Raw genomic sequence first — 19,020 nt, forward strand, 5'->3', positions numbered from 1 at the left:
TGGTGCTCCTCGACTGAAGGTGGCGCGCTCAGCAGGTGGGCAGCAGGTTGATGTCGTCGCCGCCCTCGAGGTTGAGCCACGCCCAGGGGATGTAGTTCCGCCCGCTGTAGTCCACCTGCACCCACCACGTGCTCTGCTTCTGGTTGTTGTAGATCCAGGAGTCGACGTTCTCGCCCTGCTTGCGGCAGTACGTCCGCAGCCGGGTGCCGGGCTTGGCCCACCCGACCTGCTTGGCGTTGTCCTGCCGGGTCACTGAGAACACCTCGTTGCCGTTGCGGCCGTCGACCTCGGCGTTGCAGTACGTCCGCTGGTCGCCGTCCGGGCCGTTGTTGCAGGTGGCGATGCCGTACAGCGGGTCGGTGGACTGGGCCCGGGTGGCGGTGCCGCTGCCCGCGGCGTTGGTCGCCGTCACCGTCACCGTGTACGCGGTGCCCGGGGTCAGCCCGGTCACCCGGAGGCTGTCGCAGCCACCGTTGGCGGTCTTCCCGCCGGTGCTGGCCGCGCAGGTCGCCTGGCCGCCGCCGGCGTCCACCGTGACGGCCACCGTCACCGACGTCGCGTCCGCCGACGATCCGGTCACCGTCACCCGGGGCGCGGCGACCGTACGGGCGGTGGCGCTGGCCTCCGGCCCGGGGCCGGCCTCGTTGACCGCCTTGACCTTGACCAGCACATTCTGGCCGTCGCCCAGCTTGTCCACGGTGGCCTGCGTGTCGGTCACCTCAATGATCCGCCCGCCCACGTCGACCAGGTACTTGCTGATCGGGCGGCCGTTCTCCACCGGCGGGGACCACCGCAACGCGACCGTCCCCGGCTGGTCGGCGACGGTGCTGGCCGTCAGGTCGACCGGCTCCCCGGGGGCGGCGAACGGCACCACCGTGTTGCTGACCGGCGACGCCGCCGAGCCGGCGCCCTTGTCGTTGACCGCGATCACGGTGAACGCGTACTGGGTGCCGTACTCCAACTCGCCGGCCGGCACCACCAGCTCCGTCCCGGTCGACTCGCCGGCCGGGGCGTTGGCGCCGGCCGAGGTCGCGGTGACCGCGTACTTGGCGATGGTGTTGCCCTGGCCGTTGGCGGCCGGCCAGCTGACCCGGACGGTGCCGTCGGGCCGGGCCTCGGCGGTGACCGCGGTCGGCGGGTCGGGCACCGCCGCGGTCGGTGTGACCGGGTTGCTGGTGCGCGCCGGGCCGGCGCCCTTGGCGTTCACCGCCCGCACCGAGAAGCGGTACGTCTCGCCGTTGGTCAGGCCGGTGACCTCCACGGCCCGCTGGTTGGCGCCCACCTCGTGGCGCTGGCCGGCGCCCTCCACCACGTACCGGATGATCTCGGCGCCGTTCGCGGCGGCCGGCTTCCAGGTGACCCGGGCCTGCGCGTTGCCGGCGGCGGCGGTGACCTGGCGGGGCGCGCTCGGCTTGCCCACCCGGGGCTTGCGCGGCGGGGGCGGCGGCGGGGGGAGGGCCGGCGGCGGATCGCCGCCGAGCACGTCGTTGGCGTACTTGTTGACCTCGCGCACGTGGTGCCGGTCGTCGACCACCCGGGCGGTGGCGGAGCCCGGCGCGTTGATGAAGAGGTGGTTCTCCCGCACCTCCAGCTCCAGCGGCCCGGTCAGGCCCCGACCCTTGATCGTCTCGACGAGCTGACCGCGGCCGTCGAACGACCAGATGGTGCCGCTCGCCTCGTCGGCGCAGTAGAACCGGCCCGCCCAGGCCACCGCCGGGTCGAGCCGGTCGCCGCTTCCGGGGACCGTGAACCGGACCACCTCGGCGCCGTCGCCGACCACGTGTACCCGCCGCTCGCCGGCGACCGTCACCGGTACGACCGGACCGCTGGTGCGGGCCGGCAGAGCGCCGGCCGCGGTCGTGTCCAGCGGGGTGCGACCGGTCCGGCCGGCGCGCACGGTGACCAGCGAGGCGGAGGTGCGGTCGAGCACCGCCACCCCGTCGTCCAGGGTGGAGACCACCAGCTCGTGGCTCGGTTCCGCCACCGTGTACGTCTCGACCTGCTTCGGGCTCAGCCCACCCCCGGGCGGCGCCGCCGACCCGGGCGTGGCGGGCAGTTCCGCGGCGGTGATCGCGGAGACGGTGCCCTCGCCGGGCACCGCGATCCAGAGCCGGCCCTTGCCGTCGAAGGCGCCGCCGGTGATGCCCGGCGGGTAGCGCACCGGCTCGCCGACCGGCGCCAGCGAACGCGGGTCGAGCTGACGGACCACGCCCTGCACCGCGTCCACCACGAACGCCGCGTCCTCGTGCAGCGCCACGTTGACCCCCAGCCCGGGGGTGGTCCGGGTGGTGGCGGTGATCTGGAGGGTGGCCAGGTCCAGCGAGCTGACCTGGCCGGTGTTGAGGTCCCGCAGGATCAGCAGCCGGTCGGTCTGGGTGACCTGCATCGGGTGCCGCCGGGCGGCCGGCACCTCCATCCGGGTGTCGACCCGGGCGGTGACCCCGTTGACCCGGGCCAGTTCGCTGCGCGCGGCGCTCCACAGCCAGCTGCTGGCGTCGTAGTTGGCGACCGCGTTGTCCGCGGCGCCCAGCCCGAGGACGGTGAGCCCCATGGCGGCCAGCAGGGCGGTCACCGTGCCGATGGTGACCAGCCCGCCCCGCATCCGGCGTGAGCGGCGGGGCGGTGCGCTGGTGTCGGTACTCACGGCGTCGTCGATGCTGGCCACAGCCGGCTGCCTCCCCGTCCGGTCCTCCCAGGTGGCGCGCCGCGTCCGGACGACCCTCCCCTGAGCCGTGGCACATCATATGGGCCGGCCCGGGGTGAGGGAACCCGCACCGTCTCCCTGTGGACACCCAGCGTGTGCGAGGTGGACGGTCGGTCAGCCCGGTGAGGTGGGCCGGGTCCGCACCGTGCAGACCTGACCGGAGGTGGCGAAGCTGTCCGTGGAGTAGACCGCCAGCACCGTGAAGCAGTAGTCCACCTTGGCGTTGAGACCGTTCACCGTGTAGCTGGTCTGTCCAGGATCGACGGTGGCCATCACGCCCAGCGCCTGCCCGGACCGCCCCCCGGCCACCATGAACGGCACCGCCCCGCCGGTCGGGTCCGACCAGCTGATCGTGATCGCGGTGTCGTCGTCGCGCAGCCGCAGGTCGGCGGGCGGGGGGCCGGTCGCCTTCGCCAGGCCTGGGGAAGCCGTCGCCGGTGCCGCCGGCGCGGACGCCGGCTCGTCCCGGTCCAGCGCCACCGCGCCGACCACGCCCGCGACGGCCAGTACCACCACCCCGGCCGCGACGGCCGCGACCGTCCGGCCGCGTCCGCGCGGTGCCGATTCCGTCGGGAACGCCGGCGGCGTCGGGTACGCCGGCTCCGCCAGGGGGTACGCCGCCCGCTCGGCCACCGCCGGCACGTCCACGACCGGGCGCTCCGGCACGTCGTACGCCACCAGGGGCGGGTCGACGGCGGGCGACGCATCCCTGGGCGTGGTCGGATCGGCGGCGGGCACCTCGTCGCGCGGCGACGAGGTCAGCGGCTGGGGCGGGGCGGCGCTGCTCCACGGCGGAGCAGTCAAACCCCACGGCGGGCTGGCGGCCGGCGGGGCGCTGGCGGGCGTCGCGCGGACCGGCTGGACGGGTCGCGTCGGCATGGCGGCGGCCGGCGGGTGGCTGACCGGGTACGCCGCCGTCGGGGGCGGACCGACCGGACGGGCGGGCACGGCCGGGCCACCGGCGGCCGGCGGTCCGGTGATCGGCGGTCCGGTGATCAGCGGGGCGCTGATGGGTGGGGCGCTGATTGGTGGGGCGCTGATGGGTGGGGCGCTGAGCGGTGGGGCGCTGATCGGGTGTGCGGCGGCCGGCGGCGCGCTTACGGGGAATCCGGCGGCGGGTGGCCCGCTGACCGGCAGCCCGCCGCCGGCCGGCCCGGACACCGGCGGCGCACTGACGGGTGGCTCACCGACCCGGGTCACCGGGGACAGCTCGGTGGGCGGGGGACCCACCGGGGACCCACTGACCGGGGCGGTCCGCGGGGGTGTGGCCGCGGCCCGCTCACGCTCCTCCTCGAGCAGCGGCCCGATCTGCTGAACCTGGATGGTCGGGCGGTCCCAGCCGCTGCGTGCCGCCGCTGGCACGCGCCGAGCGGGGCGGGTCGGCTCTACGGCGCGCGTCTGCGGCGGCGCGGGTGGTGCCTGCTCTACGGCCTGCTCGGCCGCCGGTGCCGGGGACGGCGGGACCGGGGGTGGCGGGACCGGGGGTGGCGCCGTGGGCCGCAGGTGGGGCGGGGCCCAGGGCGACGTGGTGGCGGAGCCGCCGGCGTCCGGGCGGGACGAGACCGGCGGAAGCGGGCCGGCCGGGGCCGGCCCCTGAGCCGCGAGCGGGCCCGGCGGCGCCGAGCGGGGCGCGGGTACCTGTGGCGCAGGCGGCAGCGGCGCCTGCCGGGTCGCCTCGGACCACGCGGGAGGGGGCGGAGCCCAGGGGGACGGGGACACCGGAGGCTGCTGCGTCCATCCGGAGACCTGCGGCGGGGCGGCCGGAGGGAGCGGCGTCGGAGCTGGCGGCGCCGGGGGTACGACGGCCTGGGGTGCCGGGGGTGCTGACGTCTGCCGGGGCGGTGTCGGGATGTGCGGTGCGGGTGGTGCCGACATCTGTCGCGGTTGCGGCGGGATGTGCGGTGCCGGTGGGACGGAAGCCTGGCGGGGCGCCTGCGGCGCTGCGGGCACCGACATCGGGCGGGGCGGCGGTAGCTGCGTCGGAGGCCCCGGCGGGGCGGTGGGGCGGAGCGGGGTGGGCTGGCCGTCCGCCCCGAGGAACTGCCGGGCGGCGCGTACCGCGGGGTGGTGCTCGCCGAGCACCGCCGGCCCCACGGTCGCGACGCGGGTGTAGTTGCGGCGGGCCTCGTGGCGGTTGCCCAGTTCCTCAGCGACCGAGGCCAGCTCGAGGGAGACGGCCAGCATCAGCGGGTCGGCGGCGCCCCAGCGGCGCTCGCCCGCGGCGTACGCCTCCTCGAGCACCCGCCGGGCCGCGGCTGGGTCGTCCGCCTCCCGGTGTAGCCGGGCCAGCAGGTGCGCGGTTCCGAGCAGCTCCGGATGGTCCTCGCCGTATGCGGGGCGGGCCGAGGCGATCGTGTCGGCGAGCAGGCGTCGGGCGGCCGTAAGGTCGCCGGCCGCGCGCAGGGCGAGCGCCCGGTGCTGGACGGCGGCGAGGGGAGAGGGCTGCGACACGTGAGCCATGCTGCCGCGAGTCGTGCCCGGACGCTACCCGCCGACTGGCCCGCTTCCGCCGTCTCGGCGACAACGGCGCTGACCTGCGATTATCTGACCCCTCGGGCAGGCGAGTACGGCGATTAGCAAGATCCACCTGGGCCGTGTACAGTAATGCCCCGTGCGGCCCGCCAGGGCGGCTGACCGGTGAGAGAGTCGCCGGAGCCGACAGGGTAGGCTGAACGAGCAGGTCCGGGTGGCGGAATGGCAGACGCGCTAGCTTGAGGTGCTAGTGCCCGTATAGGGCGTGGGGGTTCAAGTCCCCCCTCGGACACAAACCATAACCCCACGGTGCGCGCTGAGATCCACTGCAGCGCGCACCGTTTGCGTTTTCGGCTGGTAGGTAAGCCGGAGGCCGAGTTGCCGGTAGATCTCGGCCTTGTCGGCCGGGTCGGCGTCGCGGAGCACGGTGACGATGTCGCCGAGTGCCTGCACCAAGTTGGCGATGTCTGTCCGGCTCATCCGGCGTGGCTCCGTGGATTGTGTCGCGTGGAGATCGGCTTCGGCTCGTGCCCGTTCGGCCTGCGTCTGGGCTATCCAGTCGGTGACTACCGCCGGGTCCGCTCCGGCGTCGAGGGCCGCCCGGTACCGCCCGAGCTTCGCGTCGCACTCGGCGATGGTGGCGTGAGCTGCGGCAGTGATCGGGGAGGGTTGATCCATCGGCTGGGCGTCGGTCATCGCGGTGATCGTCTGTTCGAGGCGGTCCGGGGTGAACGCGGAGGCGAGCCACGTGTCGAGGGGGTCGGTGAGGGCGTCCTCGCGGAGGTAGACGTTTCGGGGGTGCTCGACCTCGTTGGCGAGGGCGTACTCCTGGGGGAAGCGGCAGCGGTAGTAGGCGTCGCCGTGGTTGTACTGGCCTTGCATGCGGCGCTGACAGGCGGCGCAGTAGATCAGGCCGCGGAAGACGTACGGGTTGCGGGTGCGTCGGTGGCGTTGCTGAGGGGCAAGGCCTTGTCCGCGCCGGATGAGCAGGGCCTGGGCTTGCTCGAAGGTCGCGTCGTCGATGAGCCGTGGGTGGGTGATCTCCTTGGAGACCACCCACTTGTCTCGGGTGTTCCAGCGCATGACGCCGGTGTGGCCCAACGCGACGTCGTCGACGTCGAGGAGGACCTCATCGGTGCGTTGTTTGTTCCACACCTGCCGGCCGGTGTAGCGGGGGTTGGTGAGGATCACGCGGACGGCGCTCTTGGACCAGGCCACACCGCTGCGGTGCGGGTTGCGCGTGCGGTCGTGTGCCGAGGGGCAGGGCACGTGGTTGGCCGTTAGCCCTTCGGCGATGGCGAAGATTCCGTAGCCGGCGAGGAACTCGTCGAAGATTCGGCGGACGATCGGTGCAGTCTGGGCGTCTGGGGTGAGCCCGCGGAGCCATTTGCTGTCGGCTGCCTTTGCCGGGTTGGGGTGAGGGCCGAGATCGCGGAGCGTGTAGCCGTATGGGGGACGACCGCCGAGGTACCTGCCTTCGAGGAGGGTCTGGGCGGCCATGGCGGTGCGGACGCGCAGCTTGATCCGGTTGCGTTCGCCCTTGCTCATGCCGCCGAAGACGGACATGACTAGTTCGTGGGCCTCGTTGTCGGGGTCGATGGGACCGCCGATTTCGGGCACCCAGAGTTCGACGCCGTAGTGAGCGAACAGCGGCACGGTGAGGCCGAACTGGTTTCCGTAGAAGGCCCGGTGGGGCTCGCCGACGACGACAGCGGAGAACCCGCGCCGCGGGTGGCGAAGCGCCGCGAGCAGCTGACTCGCCTGAGGGCGGCGTTGCCACGGCAGGGAGCGGCTCTGGCCGACGTCGAAGTACTCGGTGATGACGCTGCCGCCATGGGGCTGAATGAGCGTGGTCGCCCGGGTGAGCTGCCAGCTCCGGGACGATTCGGGGTCCTGGTTGTCCTCGGTCGACACACGGCCGTAGAAGGCAAAGGGTTTCGGTCGAGAGGTGGTCATCGGAACTCCTGGTTCGAGTCGTCGGTGCGGTGGTCGCTGACCCGTCTGAGCAGCTTCAGTAGGGCGGCAGCCGCACCGGGGTGCAGCTCGGGTGGCTGGCCGGGAGCCGCCACCCTGGTAACCCCGGTCGCTGCACGGCCGTCGACGTTGTCGACCGTCCATGAACGGTTCTCTTCGCTGGGCTGGTCAAGTCGCTCGTCCTGTGCAAGGGACGTTGTGGGATCGGGCTCTTCGCGTTGCTGATGTACGTGATCGGACGGCAGGGTCATGCGCCTCCGTCCGGCGGTTGGCCCGGCCGAGACACGCGCCGGTGAGCGTGCATCGTTTGCGCCTTGGCCTCCGCTACCTCATGTAGGAGGTCGGGTTGGAGGGAGAAGCTAGTACCGGCGCCATGGGCGGTCTGGGTGGTGGTGCGATAGCGCGATGCGTCGGCGACTCGCGTCGTGGCGAATGGGTGGGTCGTCATGGGAGAGGTCCTCCGAGAGTCGGTTGCGTGCCGGTTACTCCGGCGGGCATGAAGAAGCGGCCGGTGCCGTCGGGCACCGGCCGCTCGTTGAGCAGGGTGGGCGTTAAAGCTCTGCGGTTGTCATGTCCCTTGGCAGCCTCGGGATGGGCCGGCGCTGCTTGATGGCGGAGCTTTGCCGCTGCGCGTCCGGGTCAACTAGTACGGCAGCCGCCCTTTGAGATGCTGCTGGTGGAGCGGGGTGGACGCGAGGCGGCTACCGCGCTACCGCGACCCGCCCTCGTTGATGTGACCGAAGGTCGACCGGTACGTCGGCTCCCCGGCCGGGAGCCAAAGTACCGGCGTTTACCGGAGGATCGACGGGGTAGCCGGCGTCCACGAGTTGGACTGGCTGAGGAGCCACGAGTGAGCGGACCTACCCGTCGTGGCTGAACCTGACCGCGCCGGTTCGGGTGGTCGAGGCCCACGACCCGGCATCCGCCCCGTCACCGAGCGGACCCACGTCACTACGGTCGAGCTCTTCTTCGACCTGGTGTTCGTGGTCGCCTTCCTTCAGGTCACCACCCGGATGTCCGACGAGGCCAGCCTGCTCAACGTGCTGCAGGGAATTTTGCTGCTCACCGTGCTCTGGTGGTCCTGGTCGCTGTTCGCCTGGCTGGGCAACCGGGCAAACGCCAACTACGGCCTGTCTCGTCTGGTACTGCTGACCGCGACGCCGATCATGTTCGTGCTCTCGGTCTCCATTCCCGAAGCCTTCACCGACCGGCCCGGCGGGGTGTACATGCCGCTCGTTTTCGTCGCCGGGTTCGTCCTGGTGCGGGCCATCTACCTGGCGCTGCGGATCTACGCTTCGCCCGGGCTGCGCCGCCGGGACCTCGCGGCGCTCACCGTGCCGATGCTCGTCGCCGTCGGGCTGCTGACCGCCGCGGCCGCACTGCCCCTGACCGGCCTCGACACCGGCCGCGTAGGGATCGGGCAGGTGACGCTCTGGGCGGTCGCGGCCGTCGTGGACTACGCCTTCGGGATGGCCCTGCCCATCGGCGACCGGCGGATCTTCTCCGTCCGGCACTGGACGGAACGGCACAACCTCATCGTCATCGTGGCGATCGGCGAGGTGTTGGTGGCGATCGGGCTGGCCGGAGCCCACCTGCCCGGCACGCTGGGGCTGCTCATTGCGTCGGCGCTCGCCGTCGTCGTCGCCGGCTCGCTCGAGTGGATCTACTTCGACCTGTCGGCACTCGCCGGCGAGAGCGCGCTGTACGCGGCGGATCCGGCCCGGCGGGCGGGGCTCGGACGGGACGGGTACAGCTACCTCCACCTTCCGATGATCACGGGAGTCATTCTGCTGGCGCTCGGCCTGAAGCACGTGCCCTCTCTCGTCGGCGACGAGGCGGCGTACCGGCGCGGCGACCCGCTCGACGACCTCGGCCGGTACGGGATGTACGGCGGCGTAGCCCTGTTCCTGCTCGCCCACGCCGCGTTCCAGTGGCGGCTGAGCCCCCGGATCGGCACCATCATCTGGCCACGGCTCACCGCGGCGGCCGTGCTGCTGGCGACGATCCCCGTCAGCACGCGGATCTCCGCTCTACGGGCCTTGATGTGGCTGGCCGTCGTCTGCCTCGTCACGGCGGTGACGGAGTTCATCGTCAGCCGCCCGCAACGGCGGCGGCTGCGGAGCACGCTCCTCGAGGAGGCGGAGGCGGCCCGGCCACCGGCGGACGACGCCGACCAGGCTGGGTCGGCGCCGTTCTGAGCAACATACAGACGATCACGCGGTGGCCGCGCCACGTCTACCAGCCCCACCAGCGGCATCTCAAACGGGGCTGCCGTACTAGTAACGCTCTGGAGAGCACTCTTTTCACACCGAAGAGGTCACTGGTTCGATCCCAGTATCGTCCACCATGAATATCTCCAGGTAGGAAGCCCGTCGCCGGTTCGGCCGGTAACGGGCTTCCGCGCTGTCGCCCCTTAAATTGGGAGCAGATTGGGAGCAGGGCGGTCGGCTCTGGTGTCCGACCGCCGTGGACCGCCCGGCGGCGGTACTGGGTTACCGCTACAGACCGGGCCGGCCGGCTGATCGAGGGCCTCGACGTACCGCTACCGGCACCCGAGTGACGAGAGGGCCGCCCCCGCTATGGCTCACGGCCTGACTGATGGCCGTCGGTCCGGTGGGCCGCCCACTCGCCGGTCCACATCGCGAGGTCGTGTACCCAGCTCTCGGTGCTCTGCCGGGACTTGGCCGACCACTTCGATGCGTTCCTTGACGCGAAGTCGTCCAACACTGTGCGGTCGGTCGCGGTCCATGCGGGAAACTGCGCCAGCCACTCTTCTGCCTGTTCGGCGCTGTGGCCGCTGCCGATCAGCCACTGGACGAGCAACGCGAGTTCGACCCACGGAGCGGCCCTGGTTGCCCACGCCCAATCGACGATCCGTAGGCCGTGCGTGGTCACGATCAAGTTGGCCGGGTTGAGGTCGGAGTGGATGAGTGTCTCGCCGTCCATCGCCGGGTGCGCGAACCCGAGCCGGGTTGCCGGGGTGAACCAGGGCTCGCGCGGCGCGGGAGTCTCCTGAAGTTCCTTCAGCGTGACTGCGAGCAGATCGAGATCCGCACTGCCGGGTGGCAGGTCGGGGTGGGGGCCGGCGAGATGCTCGGTCCCCACCACCAGCCAGCCATCGGACTCGAAGTGCCACAGGACTGCGGGCGCGTGCCGGTCGATGGCCCGGGTTGCCGCCAACTCGTAGCGCAGTGACCGAACGCTCAACTCTCCAGAGGCCGCCTTGACGAAGACCTGTCCGGCTGGCCCGGTGACCGTCGAGGCGATCTCCGCATGGTTGCCACTCGAAGCCGGGGTGGCGTCGAAGGCCCCGCCGGCCCGTTCGGCGATCCCTGTCGTGACACTCTCCGGCAGAGCGGTCCAGTCGCTACGCATTGGTTCTCTTCTTTGCTGCTTGCCGGGCTGAGGCGGGTTCGGCGGACAGCAGGACTCAGCCTCACGACCCCAGAATTCCATGTCGACCTTGTAGCCGGTGTCGTGCAACGCCGCAAGCGTGTAGGTGATGGCGGTGCCGTCCTGCATGGCCTCGGTCAGGATCGGCCGGTGGTGCACGTAGTGGCCCGCGATCTCCTTGCAGGCGGCGGTGTAGGGCTCACGGATCTGAAGGGCGGCGTGCCAGACAGCGTCGACCGGCCGGGTCGGCACGACCCGGTAGGACTCGCCGGCCGGCAGGAGCATCCCGAAGTCGGGCTTGTCCACGCGGTCGGCGTACGCCTTTAGGAACACGAGGAACTGCCCGACCGCACGCTCGGCGTAGGTCTGGGTCACCTCCTGCCTGGCAGCGAAGTAGCGGGCGATCTTGTCGAACACCTCGGCTGAGACGAGGGTACGAGGGTCTGCGGCGATCGTCCTGACCGGCCTGTCTGCGGTGATACTCAAGGCTCCTCCTTCATCCCGTGCGGGTCAGCGAGGAAGGCGCGCGTCATCGCGTCACCTTCCAAGCAAAGCTGCGTCCGTGCATGTCTTGCCGTAGAGCGAACCCGGGGCGGTTCAGATCTCAACGGCTGGTGTCACGGGCGGGTGAGTCGGTGGTCGAGGGCGGTGTGGCGGCGGCCGGCGCTGACGGTGCGGACGGCGGCCGCGAGGGCTCGGCGAGAGCCGCGTAGCTCCGTGCCATCACGTGCGTCCGGCGGGTCAGCTGACCAAGGGCCTGATTCAGCCGCAAAAGGCAGCCCGCAGAGCACAAGGTCGTGCGCTGCGGGCTGGGTAACTCTCGCGTAGCCCGCCGTCCATCTGGTCCCGCTCGGCGGGCGACGCACCTTTCGAATCGCGTGGCAGCGCCGCTCGCCCTTCACGGTCTTTCGATTCAGGCGATGGTCAGCAGTGTGGCAGCGACGGCTGTGGGCGCTGGGGGCTGTTCTCGACCCGGAACGCTTGGATCCAGCGGGGGTTGGCCAGGAGCTGCTGCCCTACTGGCTTGACTCGAAGGTGTCCCGCCGTCTCACGGTGCTCAACGCGCATTCCCAGCACGCCGGGCTCGAGCACGACGGCCGCAGCCACGACTTCGACTTCCATGTGCCCACCTCACCGGTCCGCACCGTCGCGGTCAGTAGTTAGCCAGCTCAACCGACAGCACCCGACGCATCGCGGCGACGACCTGCCGCGGGTCGAACCGTTCACCGGCGAGTCGCTCCGCGCGGGCCACGGCGGTGAAGATACCGTCGGGATCAGCGTCGCGCAGCACCGCTACCAGCCAGCCCTCCAGATCAACCACGTCGCTGGGCAGCTCAAGGGCGGCAGCTGTCGGCACGGGCTGTACCGGCTCCACGGGGAGAGGCTCCCCGGCGGAGGCGTAGCGGCCGGGAGGCAAACAGACCCGGTACGGGTGGACGCAAACCGCGGTTCCGGACGGGGCAACGCGCCAGCCGACATCCTTGCTGTAGGCGAACTCGGGGCCGGGTCGGTCGACAACGTCGAACTGGCCCGGCCCAAGTTCCTGAGCCGGGCACACCGCGCAGGTCTGCTCACACCACTCCTGTCGCGGACCCGTCACATCATCGATGTTACGACAACCGGGAGGTATCCGGGTATGACGGTCTTGTCCCATCCGCGCCTTCAGCTCGTCGACCGGGCACTGCGGGATGCGCAACGCTTGCCAGGCGGTGGTCCCGGGTGGGGATCAGGGTGCCGTCGACGATGGCGATCTGCTCGACTGGGCGCCGGCGGACCGGGGCCAGGGCCAGCAGCGGCCCAAGGTTGTCGATGACGCGGTGCGCGGCGGAGTGCGACACCCCGCACAGCGGATTGATCTGCCGCACGTCAGGTTCGTGCGCCAGTACGCGGCGACCAGCAGAACCCGGTCGGACAGGGTCAGGGCCCACTGCCGGCCCGGCCTGCCGTCGGCGATGGCGTCCCCGCCACGCTCGGCGACCAGACGGACCAGCCGCCGGAACTGGGCGGGCTGCAGGCCGGTGAACGGGAAGATCCACTCCGACCGGGCCGAGTTGATCACCTGCCCCCAGCCATCCTTGATGATCGTCCTCAACAGACAGACACCAGGATTACCAGACATCCTTAGGTGAGGTAAAGCGTGATCACCGCGATGAGGACCGTAAGGACCACGCTGGCGATGGTCCAGTAGGTCTGTCTCTTGGTCCACCGCAACGCCTGGCCGGCGATGCCATTGTCACTTGGGGCGGCAGTGGTGGTTGTGCTGCTGGCGTTGCCGTGCTGGGCCTGGTTGGTGGTGACGTTGATCTGGTGGTGCTCGCCGCCGTTCACGACCACGTTGACGGCCTGGTCCGCCGCCTTCGCTAGCGGCTCATCCGACTCGGGGGCGAGATCGCGGATCTCGTGCAGGATGTAGATCGCCTTCGTCCGCACCCGGTCGAGAAGGCCGCGGAGCCCGGCGACATTGATCTGATACCGGACCTGGGTGTACCGGGCTCCCTGGCGCAGGACGGTCGTCGTCAGGTGCGCTGCCAGCCGGTCGGAGTCGGGGAACGACAGGGCAAGGAACCCTTCGCTGCGCTCGGCCTGTTCGGCGAGCGATGCGACATCCGCGACGCCATCGGTCATGGGGTACCCGCCGGCGAGGATCATGTCCCGGAACGGGTCAGGCAGTTTCGGGGCAGGGATCGGCTGATTGCGCAGGTCGTGGCCAGCCATGCTGGTGATGTCGCCGACGATGCTGACCGGAACGCGACGGTAGTCCGGCACGTCGTCGACGCCTCGGTAGCCCTCCAGCTCCCGGATGGCCCAGTCGCGCAGGACGTCCGAGCGCAGAGCCAGGCCGAGGGCGACGCACTTGCGCAGACAGTCCGGCAGGGGAACATCGGAGAGCAGGTCTCGCTCGATCTCGTCGAGCCGCTGCCGGCTGCCCTGGGCCATCCGGGCATCGTGCCACCCGTGCATCTTTGACGGCGTGTCGGGGCGGGCTCGGCGGCGTTCACCAGAGCCAGAGCTGCCCCACCACGGCCACCGCTGCGGCCAGGAGCAGCGCGCCGAGGCCGAGCCGGCCGAGCAGCCGCCGCCACGGCCCGGCCATGGTCACGGTCGGAGCATCTGGTGCCGCCGTGGTCCCTGCGTCCCCGGTGCCGCTCTGGTTGGTGATTACGTTGATGGTATGTCGCCGGCCGCCGTAGACGATCACGTTGACGGCCTGGTCGGCGACCTCGCCGACGCCAGCGGTGAGCGCGCCGGTTGCCGGCGTGCCGGAGCGCACCTCGGCGAGCACGGACACTGCGGTGGTGCGGATCTCGTCGAGCACGCCACGGAACACGCTGGTTGCCACGCCCCAGTAGATCCGCTCGTAGTAGATGTTCTCGTTGCTCATCATGCGGCCGACGTCCGCGCCCATCGGCAGAGACATCCGGACGGTGTCGTCGCCGCGGCGTTCGGCTTCACGGGCGTTCTCTTCCAGCATGGTCACACCACTGGTGAGGTCCAAGCTGTCCTTGACGTCGTCGCGGATCAGCGCCGGCAGCGCCGTCCACGGGATCGCCATGCCCGAGATGCGGTGCCGGAACGTCTGGGCGTCGCCCAGCAAGATCGGGCTGACGGTGCGGTAGGAGGGAATCTCGTCGCCCTCCCGATAGCCCATCAACTCCTTCATCGCCCAGTCCCGCAGCCGGACCGAACGCAGGTCGCCGCCGAGCGAGACGCACTGACGCAGACAGTCGCGCAGGGGCTTGTTGCCCAGCAGGTCCCGTTCGATCTTCGTCAGTCGGCCCTGCACCGTCTTCGCCACGTGGACATGGTGCCACCTATCGACACCGCAACCCCAGGTGGTGAGCCGACGACGGGCCCGGCCGCCGGATACCTCAGCGCATAGTGCCGATTATGTGAGCCGAGCTGTAGCGGCTGCCGGTCCTGGAAGGTGAGACTCCAGTCCCACTGGCGGCGCCAGGACCAGCGCCTCCTGAGTGGTGACCTCTTCGACGCACCCCAAGAGCCAATCTGAGCGTTGCTTCCCAGGCGAACCGTGTCCGGCTTTCGGGCAGTCGCTCCACACGTCGCCGCCGCGGCTGATGCCCCCATGGCGACCCTGCAGCGTAGCGTCCATGTCGTGCCCCCGGACGAAGAGTGGCTAAGGGTCTCGCTGGGAAGAGCGATCCTCACGGCCTGTGCGGACGATGAGGTGCTGCTGCACCGCGATGCAAGTGAGCGGTCGATGATGTTTCGCGTCGGGCGCTACCTTGCGCCTGAAGTCGAAGAGGGCTGGCCCGGCAGACTGTGGGTCGATCTTGAATACAACCGGTTGGCAGGGGCAGAGAAGATCGCGAAGTCGGTGACCGGGTTGCTCGAGCCCAGCTCGGACAACAAGATGGAACGGGCGGCAGCCAGGAAGCGTTCGGTGCTGCCCGATCTCATCGTCCACGACCGCACTGGAAGGACGAGGGCTCATAACATCCTTGTCGTAGAGGCGAAAAAGCACCCAGCGAGTCAGAAGGCGGTCCATTTTGATCTAGAAAAGCTGCATGCGTACAAGCAGCAGCTGGATTACCAGCACGCCGTCTACGTGGAGCTCAACAAGGACCGACCACGCTGGCAGTGGATAGACATCCACAACGAGATGGTAATCATTCCCTCTCTGGCCTAGACGCCGACCGGTCGGCGCCTGCAAGTTCTGGTTCCATCGCTGCTTGCCACCCGGCCGATCTTCCGATCGGATAGGCCCATGCCAGTGACCCGCGTTCCCTATCCATCGGCTCAGCCCGTCTACTCCGCCGTCGCGCGCTGGCGGGATCGCTGTCTGCTGGACGAGCGTTCGCTGTTCGCTGATCGAGCCGGGTCCAGCTTGGCGGACGCCCGAGTACTGATCCGGGACTTCGTTGAGCAGCCGGATGAAGGCAAGGACGACTTTCTCACAAAGTTGCAGGGGCAGATCGGCGGGTCGCCGGCCACCGCAGTGCAGTTGGCGGCCGAACTGCTCTTCGTGCACCTTCTCATCGCCCGCGCCGACGCGGTGAGCGGATACCGCAAGCGGGAGATTGTGCAACGCGTCCTAGGGTTCGCCGCGGATACCGCCCCCCTGCCGAGCGACCTTGCGTCTGCCTTGGACGCTGGACTCGTGCGACCCGGACAGGCGTTCAACTCATGGCGCTGGCGCCAGTTTGGCTACCTGATCGAAGCGTTCGCCACCCTCAAAGAGCTTTCCCTCGGTGACCGGCGATTGGTGCTGACCGACCCGGAGCGGTTCGTGGCCGCCCTCGACCAGATCGATGACCAAGGCGCCCTGATTCAGCGCCATGCGCTGGAACACCTGCTGTTCCCGGACGTGTTCCCTCCGGTGGTCAGCCGTGGCCATCGTGCCGACATCCTCCATCAGTGGCCTGCGCTGGCCGGGCCGGCGGACGCACCCGAGCCGGTACGCATGGCGCGCCTGGTAGCGGGTCTACAACCGAACATCACCTGGGACGGTGCCGAGTGCGTCAACCTCTACCGCAGCCCTTATGTGTGGCAGTGGTCGGAGCCAACGCAACTGTGGAAGACGCTCATGCGGTGGGCGGAACGGCTGCGCCAGCACGTGGATCTAGACGACATGGAGCGCCCGCAAAAGATCGCCACGGCCGAACGCACCGACCAGGCGGCAGATGCCCTGCGGGACGGCTCACCGCACTGGCCCGACCTGCTGCGCACTGCTCTCACTAAGGACACTAACCTGGTGGCCCGGCAAGTGCACCAGCCGTTCACCCGGTGGGTAGCGGCCGAGCCCGAACAGGCCGCCCAAGCGCTGCGCGAGCTTTGGCGGGAGCCAAGCCCCTCGGCCATCGACCGGTTCCTCGCCCTGGTCCCGGACACGGCCGCACACGGCACCGGAATCCGGTTGAGCATCGCCTCGTTCCTGCTCGGCTCGACTGACCCCAAGGTCTTTCCGCAATGGCGGGCCGCGACGGTGGATACCGCCTACCGTCTCGCCGGCTTCGCCAAGCCGCAACCTACGGCGAGTGAGGGAGAGCGTTACGAGGTCTTCCTCAACTTCCTGGATCAGGTCAGGGACATCGCGCGCCGGGGCGGGCTGGCGCTGCGGGACCGGCTGGACGCGGAGGGCCTGGTGTGGGCCCTGGTCAACTACGCGCCCAATGACGAGTGGACTACCGGCGAGCAGGAGGCTCTGACCGCCTGGCGCAGCGGCAAGGGGACGCCGCCCCCGCCAGAGTCGAGCACCATCGAAGAGACCGGGCATACGACAGACGCCGGGACCGGAGCCACGGTCGCCGGCCCAGCAATCGCCACCGCCGAGCACAACCCGACCGACTTGGCTGACCTCGCCCACGACCTGCACCTAGACGAGCCGTTCCTCGATGAAGTGGTTCAACTTCTTCGCGACAAGGGACAAATGATTTTCTACGGCCCGCCGGGCACCGGTAAGACCTTCATCGCGCGGCGGCTTGCCGCTTGGCTGGCTGGCGACCCAGCCCGGGTCCGACTGGTCCAGTTCCACCCCTCATACGCCTACGAGGACTTCGTCGAAGGGCTACGCCCCCGCCCGGACCAACCCGGCTTTCACCTCGTCGACGGCCCGCTGGTCGAGATGGCCCGCGCCGCGGCCCGCGACCGCAACCATGACTACGTACTGATCATCGATGAGCTCAACCGGGGGAACATCGCTCGCGTGTTCGGTGAGCTGTACTTCCTGCTCGAGTATCGGGACCAACCGGCCCGCCTGCTGTACTCCCACGATGACTTCCGGCTGCCGCCCAACCTGCACATCATCGGCACCATGAACAGCGCCGACCGATCTATCGCCCTGCTGGACACCGCCCTGCGCCGCCGGTTCTATTTCGTGCCCTTCCGTGCCGACCAGCCACCAACGTCCCAGGTACTGGCCAGCTATCTGACCCGCAACCACCCCCACCTAACCTGGCTTGCATCTGCCGTCGACCGCGCCAACCAGTTGCTCAACGACCCGGCGGCGGCCATCGGGCCCAGCCATTTCATCCGCGACGACCTAGACGAGACCTGGATTCGCCGGGCCTGGGAACACTCCGTTCTGCCCACCCTCGAGGACCACTTCTATGGCCAAGAGCACCGGCTCGCCGAGTTCGACTTGGACCTGCTGCGAACGGAGGTGAACGCCCCCAGTGAGGACCCTCCGGCTTCGTGAGTGGACCACCACTCACGCCCTAGCCCTGACCGCACCCGAGCGCGACACCCTTCGCACAGTCCTGCGCGCCACTATTCAACCCACAGCAGGCAGCACCGACCGCTACGACGTCACCCCGGGTAACACGATCGGCGCCCTTCTGGTCGGGGAGACCAGCCTTCTGGTCGAACCGAAGATCCCGATCTCCCGGGTGCTGTTCCTGCTCGGCTACGCCGCCGACCCCGTCGCCTGGCGCCACGACGATGCCACTCTTGGCGTTGCAAGCGATCTGGTCACCGGAGTCGTCGGCCTATTCACCACACTCTGCGACCGGGCACTACGGCGAGGCATGCTCACCGGCTACCACGGTGTCGAGGCCGACCTGCCCACCGTCCGCGGCCGCATCAACTTAGCCCACCAGCTCCGCGCTCGCCCCGGCCTGGACCTGCCGCTGGCCGTCCGATTCGACGAGCACGACGAGGACATTACCGAGAACCAACTGCTGCTCGCGGCCGCGCTCAAACTCCGTAACCTGCCCCTACGCGGCGACGCCATCCGACGCTCGCTGCACCGACTCATCGACAGCCTGCAGAACGTCACCGCCCTGACCTATCGCCCGACCGCTATACCCGCTGTTACCTGGACCCGGCTGAACCTTCACTACCGGCCCGCCGTAGAACTTGCCCGGCTGTTGCTGCGCATGCACAGCCCCGATCTCGCCTCCGGATCCACCGAGACCCCCGGCCTGACCATCGACATGGCCGTGGTGTTCGAGACATTCGTCCGCGCCGCCCTGCGAGACGCCCTCCGTGCCAGCCCCGACCAATTTCCCTCGGGCGACAACTGCCCACCCCTGGCACTGGACGCGCGACGCCGCGTCCGGCTCAAGCCTGACCTCAGCTACTGGCCACGCGGCCAGTGCGCCTTCATCGGCGACGTCAAGTACAAACGGGACACTGGACCCGGGCAAAGCAGCGACCTGTACCAGCTCCTCGCCTACGCCACGGCCACCCAACTCTCAGCGGCCACCCTCATCTACGCGGATGGGCCACCCGAGCCCCACATCCATCAGATCCCCGCCGCCAAGGTGCACCTCTACGTCCAACATCTCGACCTCACCAAGCCACCGAAAGGCCTACTCCAACAGATAGAACATCTGAGTCTGCTCGTCTCGGCCGCAGGAGAAGGGATCCAGACTCCGACTGGCGGATGAGGGTTGAGAGAACCGCTCAACGAGGCGGGACTCGATTGCAGGCAGACTCGGTTCTGCCCTGCAGATGCCGTCCTCGAAGGCCATTGTCCTCCGTCGGCTCCCCCTGACACGATGTACGTGTGGTGTTAA

General features: G+C 69.8%; 12 protein-coding genes, 1 tRNA gene and 1 pseudogene. 5 read left to right on the top strand and 9 right to left on the bottom strand.

Features of this window, described 5'->3' with window-relative positions; translation table 11 throughout:
- Positions 1 to 28: 28 nt before the first annotated feature.
- Positions 29 to 2,665, bottom strand: coding sequence for a fibronectin type III domain-containing protein (locus AC5RWQ_RS18165; RefSeq protein WP_494283884.1), 2,637 nt, complete (start codon positions 2,663 to 2,665; stop codon positions 29 to 31).
- Positions 2,666 to 2,818: 153 nt separating this feature from the next.
- Positions 2,819 to 5,155: a fibronectin type III domain-containing protein gene (locus AC5RWQ_RS18170; protein WP_494283885.1), complete on the bottom strand. Its 2,337-nt coding sequence runs from the start codon at positions 5,153 to 5,155 to the stop codon at positions 2,819 to 2,821.
- A 229-nt stretch (positions 5,156 to 5,384) separates the two neighbouring features.
- On the opposite strand from AC5RWQ_RS18170, the gene AC5RWQ_RS18175 reads away from it, so the two are divergent.
- A tRNA-Leu gene (locus tag AC5RWQ_RS18175) sits at positions 5,385 to 5,468 on the top strand.
- Here AC5RWQ_RS18175 and AC5RWQ_RS18180 read toward each other — a convergent pair.
- Positions 5,450 to 7,132: a recombinase family protein gene (locus AC5RWQ_RS18180; RefSeq protein ID WP_494283886.1), complete on the bottom strand. Its 1,683-nt coding sequence runs from the start codon at positions 7,130 to 7,132 to the stop codon at positions 5,450 to 5,452. The genes AC5RWQ_RS18175 and AC5RWQ_RS18180 overlap by 19 nt on opposite strands.
- Positions 7,129 to 7,401, bottom strand: coding sequence for a hypothetical protein (locus tag AC5RWQ_RS18185; RefSeq protein ID WP_494283887.1), 273 nt, complete (start codon positions 7,399 to 7,401; stop codon positions 7,129 to 7,131). The genes AC5RWQ_RS18180 and AC5RWQ_RS18185 overlap by 4 nt, the downstream gene beginning before the upstream one ends.
- A 618-nt stretch (positions 7,402 to 8,019) precedes the next feature.
- Between AC5RWQ_RS18185 and AC5RWQ_RS18190 the strand changes: the two genes are divergently transcribed.
- Positions 8,020 to 9,348 (top strand): low temperature requirement protein A, encoded by a 1,329-nt coding sequence (locus AC5RWQ_RS18190; protein WP_494283888.1) that lies wholly within the window; start codon positions 8,020 to 8,022, stop codon positions 9,346 to 9,348.
- A 379-nt stretch (positions 9,349 to 9,727) separates the two neighbouring features.
- Here the strand turns inward: AC5RWQ_RS18190 and AC5RWQ_RS18195 are convergent, their stop codons facing one another.
- The 5 genes and pseudogenes from AC5RWQ_RS18195 to AC5RWQ_RS18215 all read right to left on the bottom strand — a co-directional run bounded on the left by AC5RWQ_RS18195 (position 9,728) and on the right by AC5RWQ_RS18215 (position 14,339).
- Positions 9,728 to 10,960, bottom strand: a complete 1,233-nt coding sequence (locus AC5RWQ_RS18195) for a phosphotransferase (protein ID WP_494283889.1) — start codon at positions 10,958 to 10,960, stop codon at positions 9,728 to 9,730.
- A 736-nt stretch (positions 10,961 to 11,696) separates the two neighbouring features.
- Positions 11,697 to 11,918, bottom strand: a complete 222-nt coding sequence (locus tag AC5RWQ_RS18200; RefSeq protein WP_494283890.1) for a hypothetical protein — start codon at positions 11,916 to 11,918, stop codon at positions 11,697 to 11,699.
- A gap of 322 nt (positions 11,919 to 12,240) precedes the next feature.
- Positions 12,241 to 12,662, bottom strand: a pseudogene (locus tag AC5RWQ_RS18205) (transposase family protein); the annotation flags it as partial.
- A 2-nt stretch (positions 12,663 to 12,664) separates the two neighbouring features.
- Positions 12,665 to 13,480 carry an AbiTii domain-containing protein gene (locus tag AC5RWQ_RS18210; RefSeq protein WP_494283891.1) on the bottom strand — a complete coding sequence of 272 codons (816 nt, stop codon included), beginning with the start codon at positions 13,478 to 13,480 and terminating at the stop codon, positions 12,665 to 12,667.
- A 58-nt stretch (positions 13,481 to 13,538) separates the two neighbouring features.
- Positions 13,539 to 14,339: an AbiTii domain-containing protein gene (locus AC5RWQ_RS18215; RefSeq protein WP_494283892.1), complete on the bottom strand. Its 801-nt coding sequence runs from the start codon at positions 14,337 to 14,339 to the stop codon at positions 13,539 to 13,541.
- Positions 14,340 to 14,627: 288 nt separating this feature from the next.
- Between AC5RWQ_RS18215 and AC5RWQ_RS18220 the strand changes: the two genes are divergently transcribed.
- The 3 genes from AC5RWQ_RS18220 (at position 14,628) to AC5RWQ_RS18230 (ending at position 18,891) form a co-directional block, all read left to right on the top strand.
- A complete protein-coding gene (locus AC5RWQ_RS18220) occupies positions 14,628 to 15,191 on the top strand; it encodes a hypothetical protein (protein WP_494283893.1) in 564 nt (187 codons plus the stop codon).
- A gap of 78 nt (positions 15,192 to 15,269) precedes the next feature.
- Positions 15,270 to 17,699, top strand: a complete 2,430-nt coding sequence (locus tag AC5RWQ_RS18225) for an McrB family protein (protein WP_494283894.1) — start codon at positions 15,270 to 15,272, stop codon at positions 17,697 to 17,699.
- On the top strand, positions 17,677 to 18,891 hold the full coding sequence (locus AC5RWQ_RS18230; protein ID WP_494283895.1) for an McrC family protein: 1,215 nt from the start codon (positions 17,677 to 17,679) through the stop codon (positions 18,889 to 18,891). Before AC5RWQ_RS18225 ends, AC5RWQ_RS18230 begins: the two co-directional genes overlap by 23 nt.
- Positions 18,892 to 19,020 lie beyond the last annotated feature (129 nt).

It is taken from the genome of Micromonospora sp. BS32, from assembly GCF_059089345.1.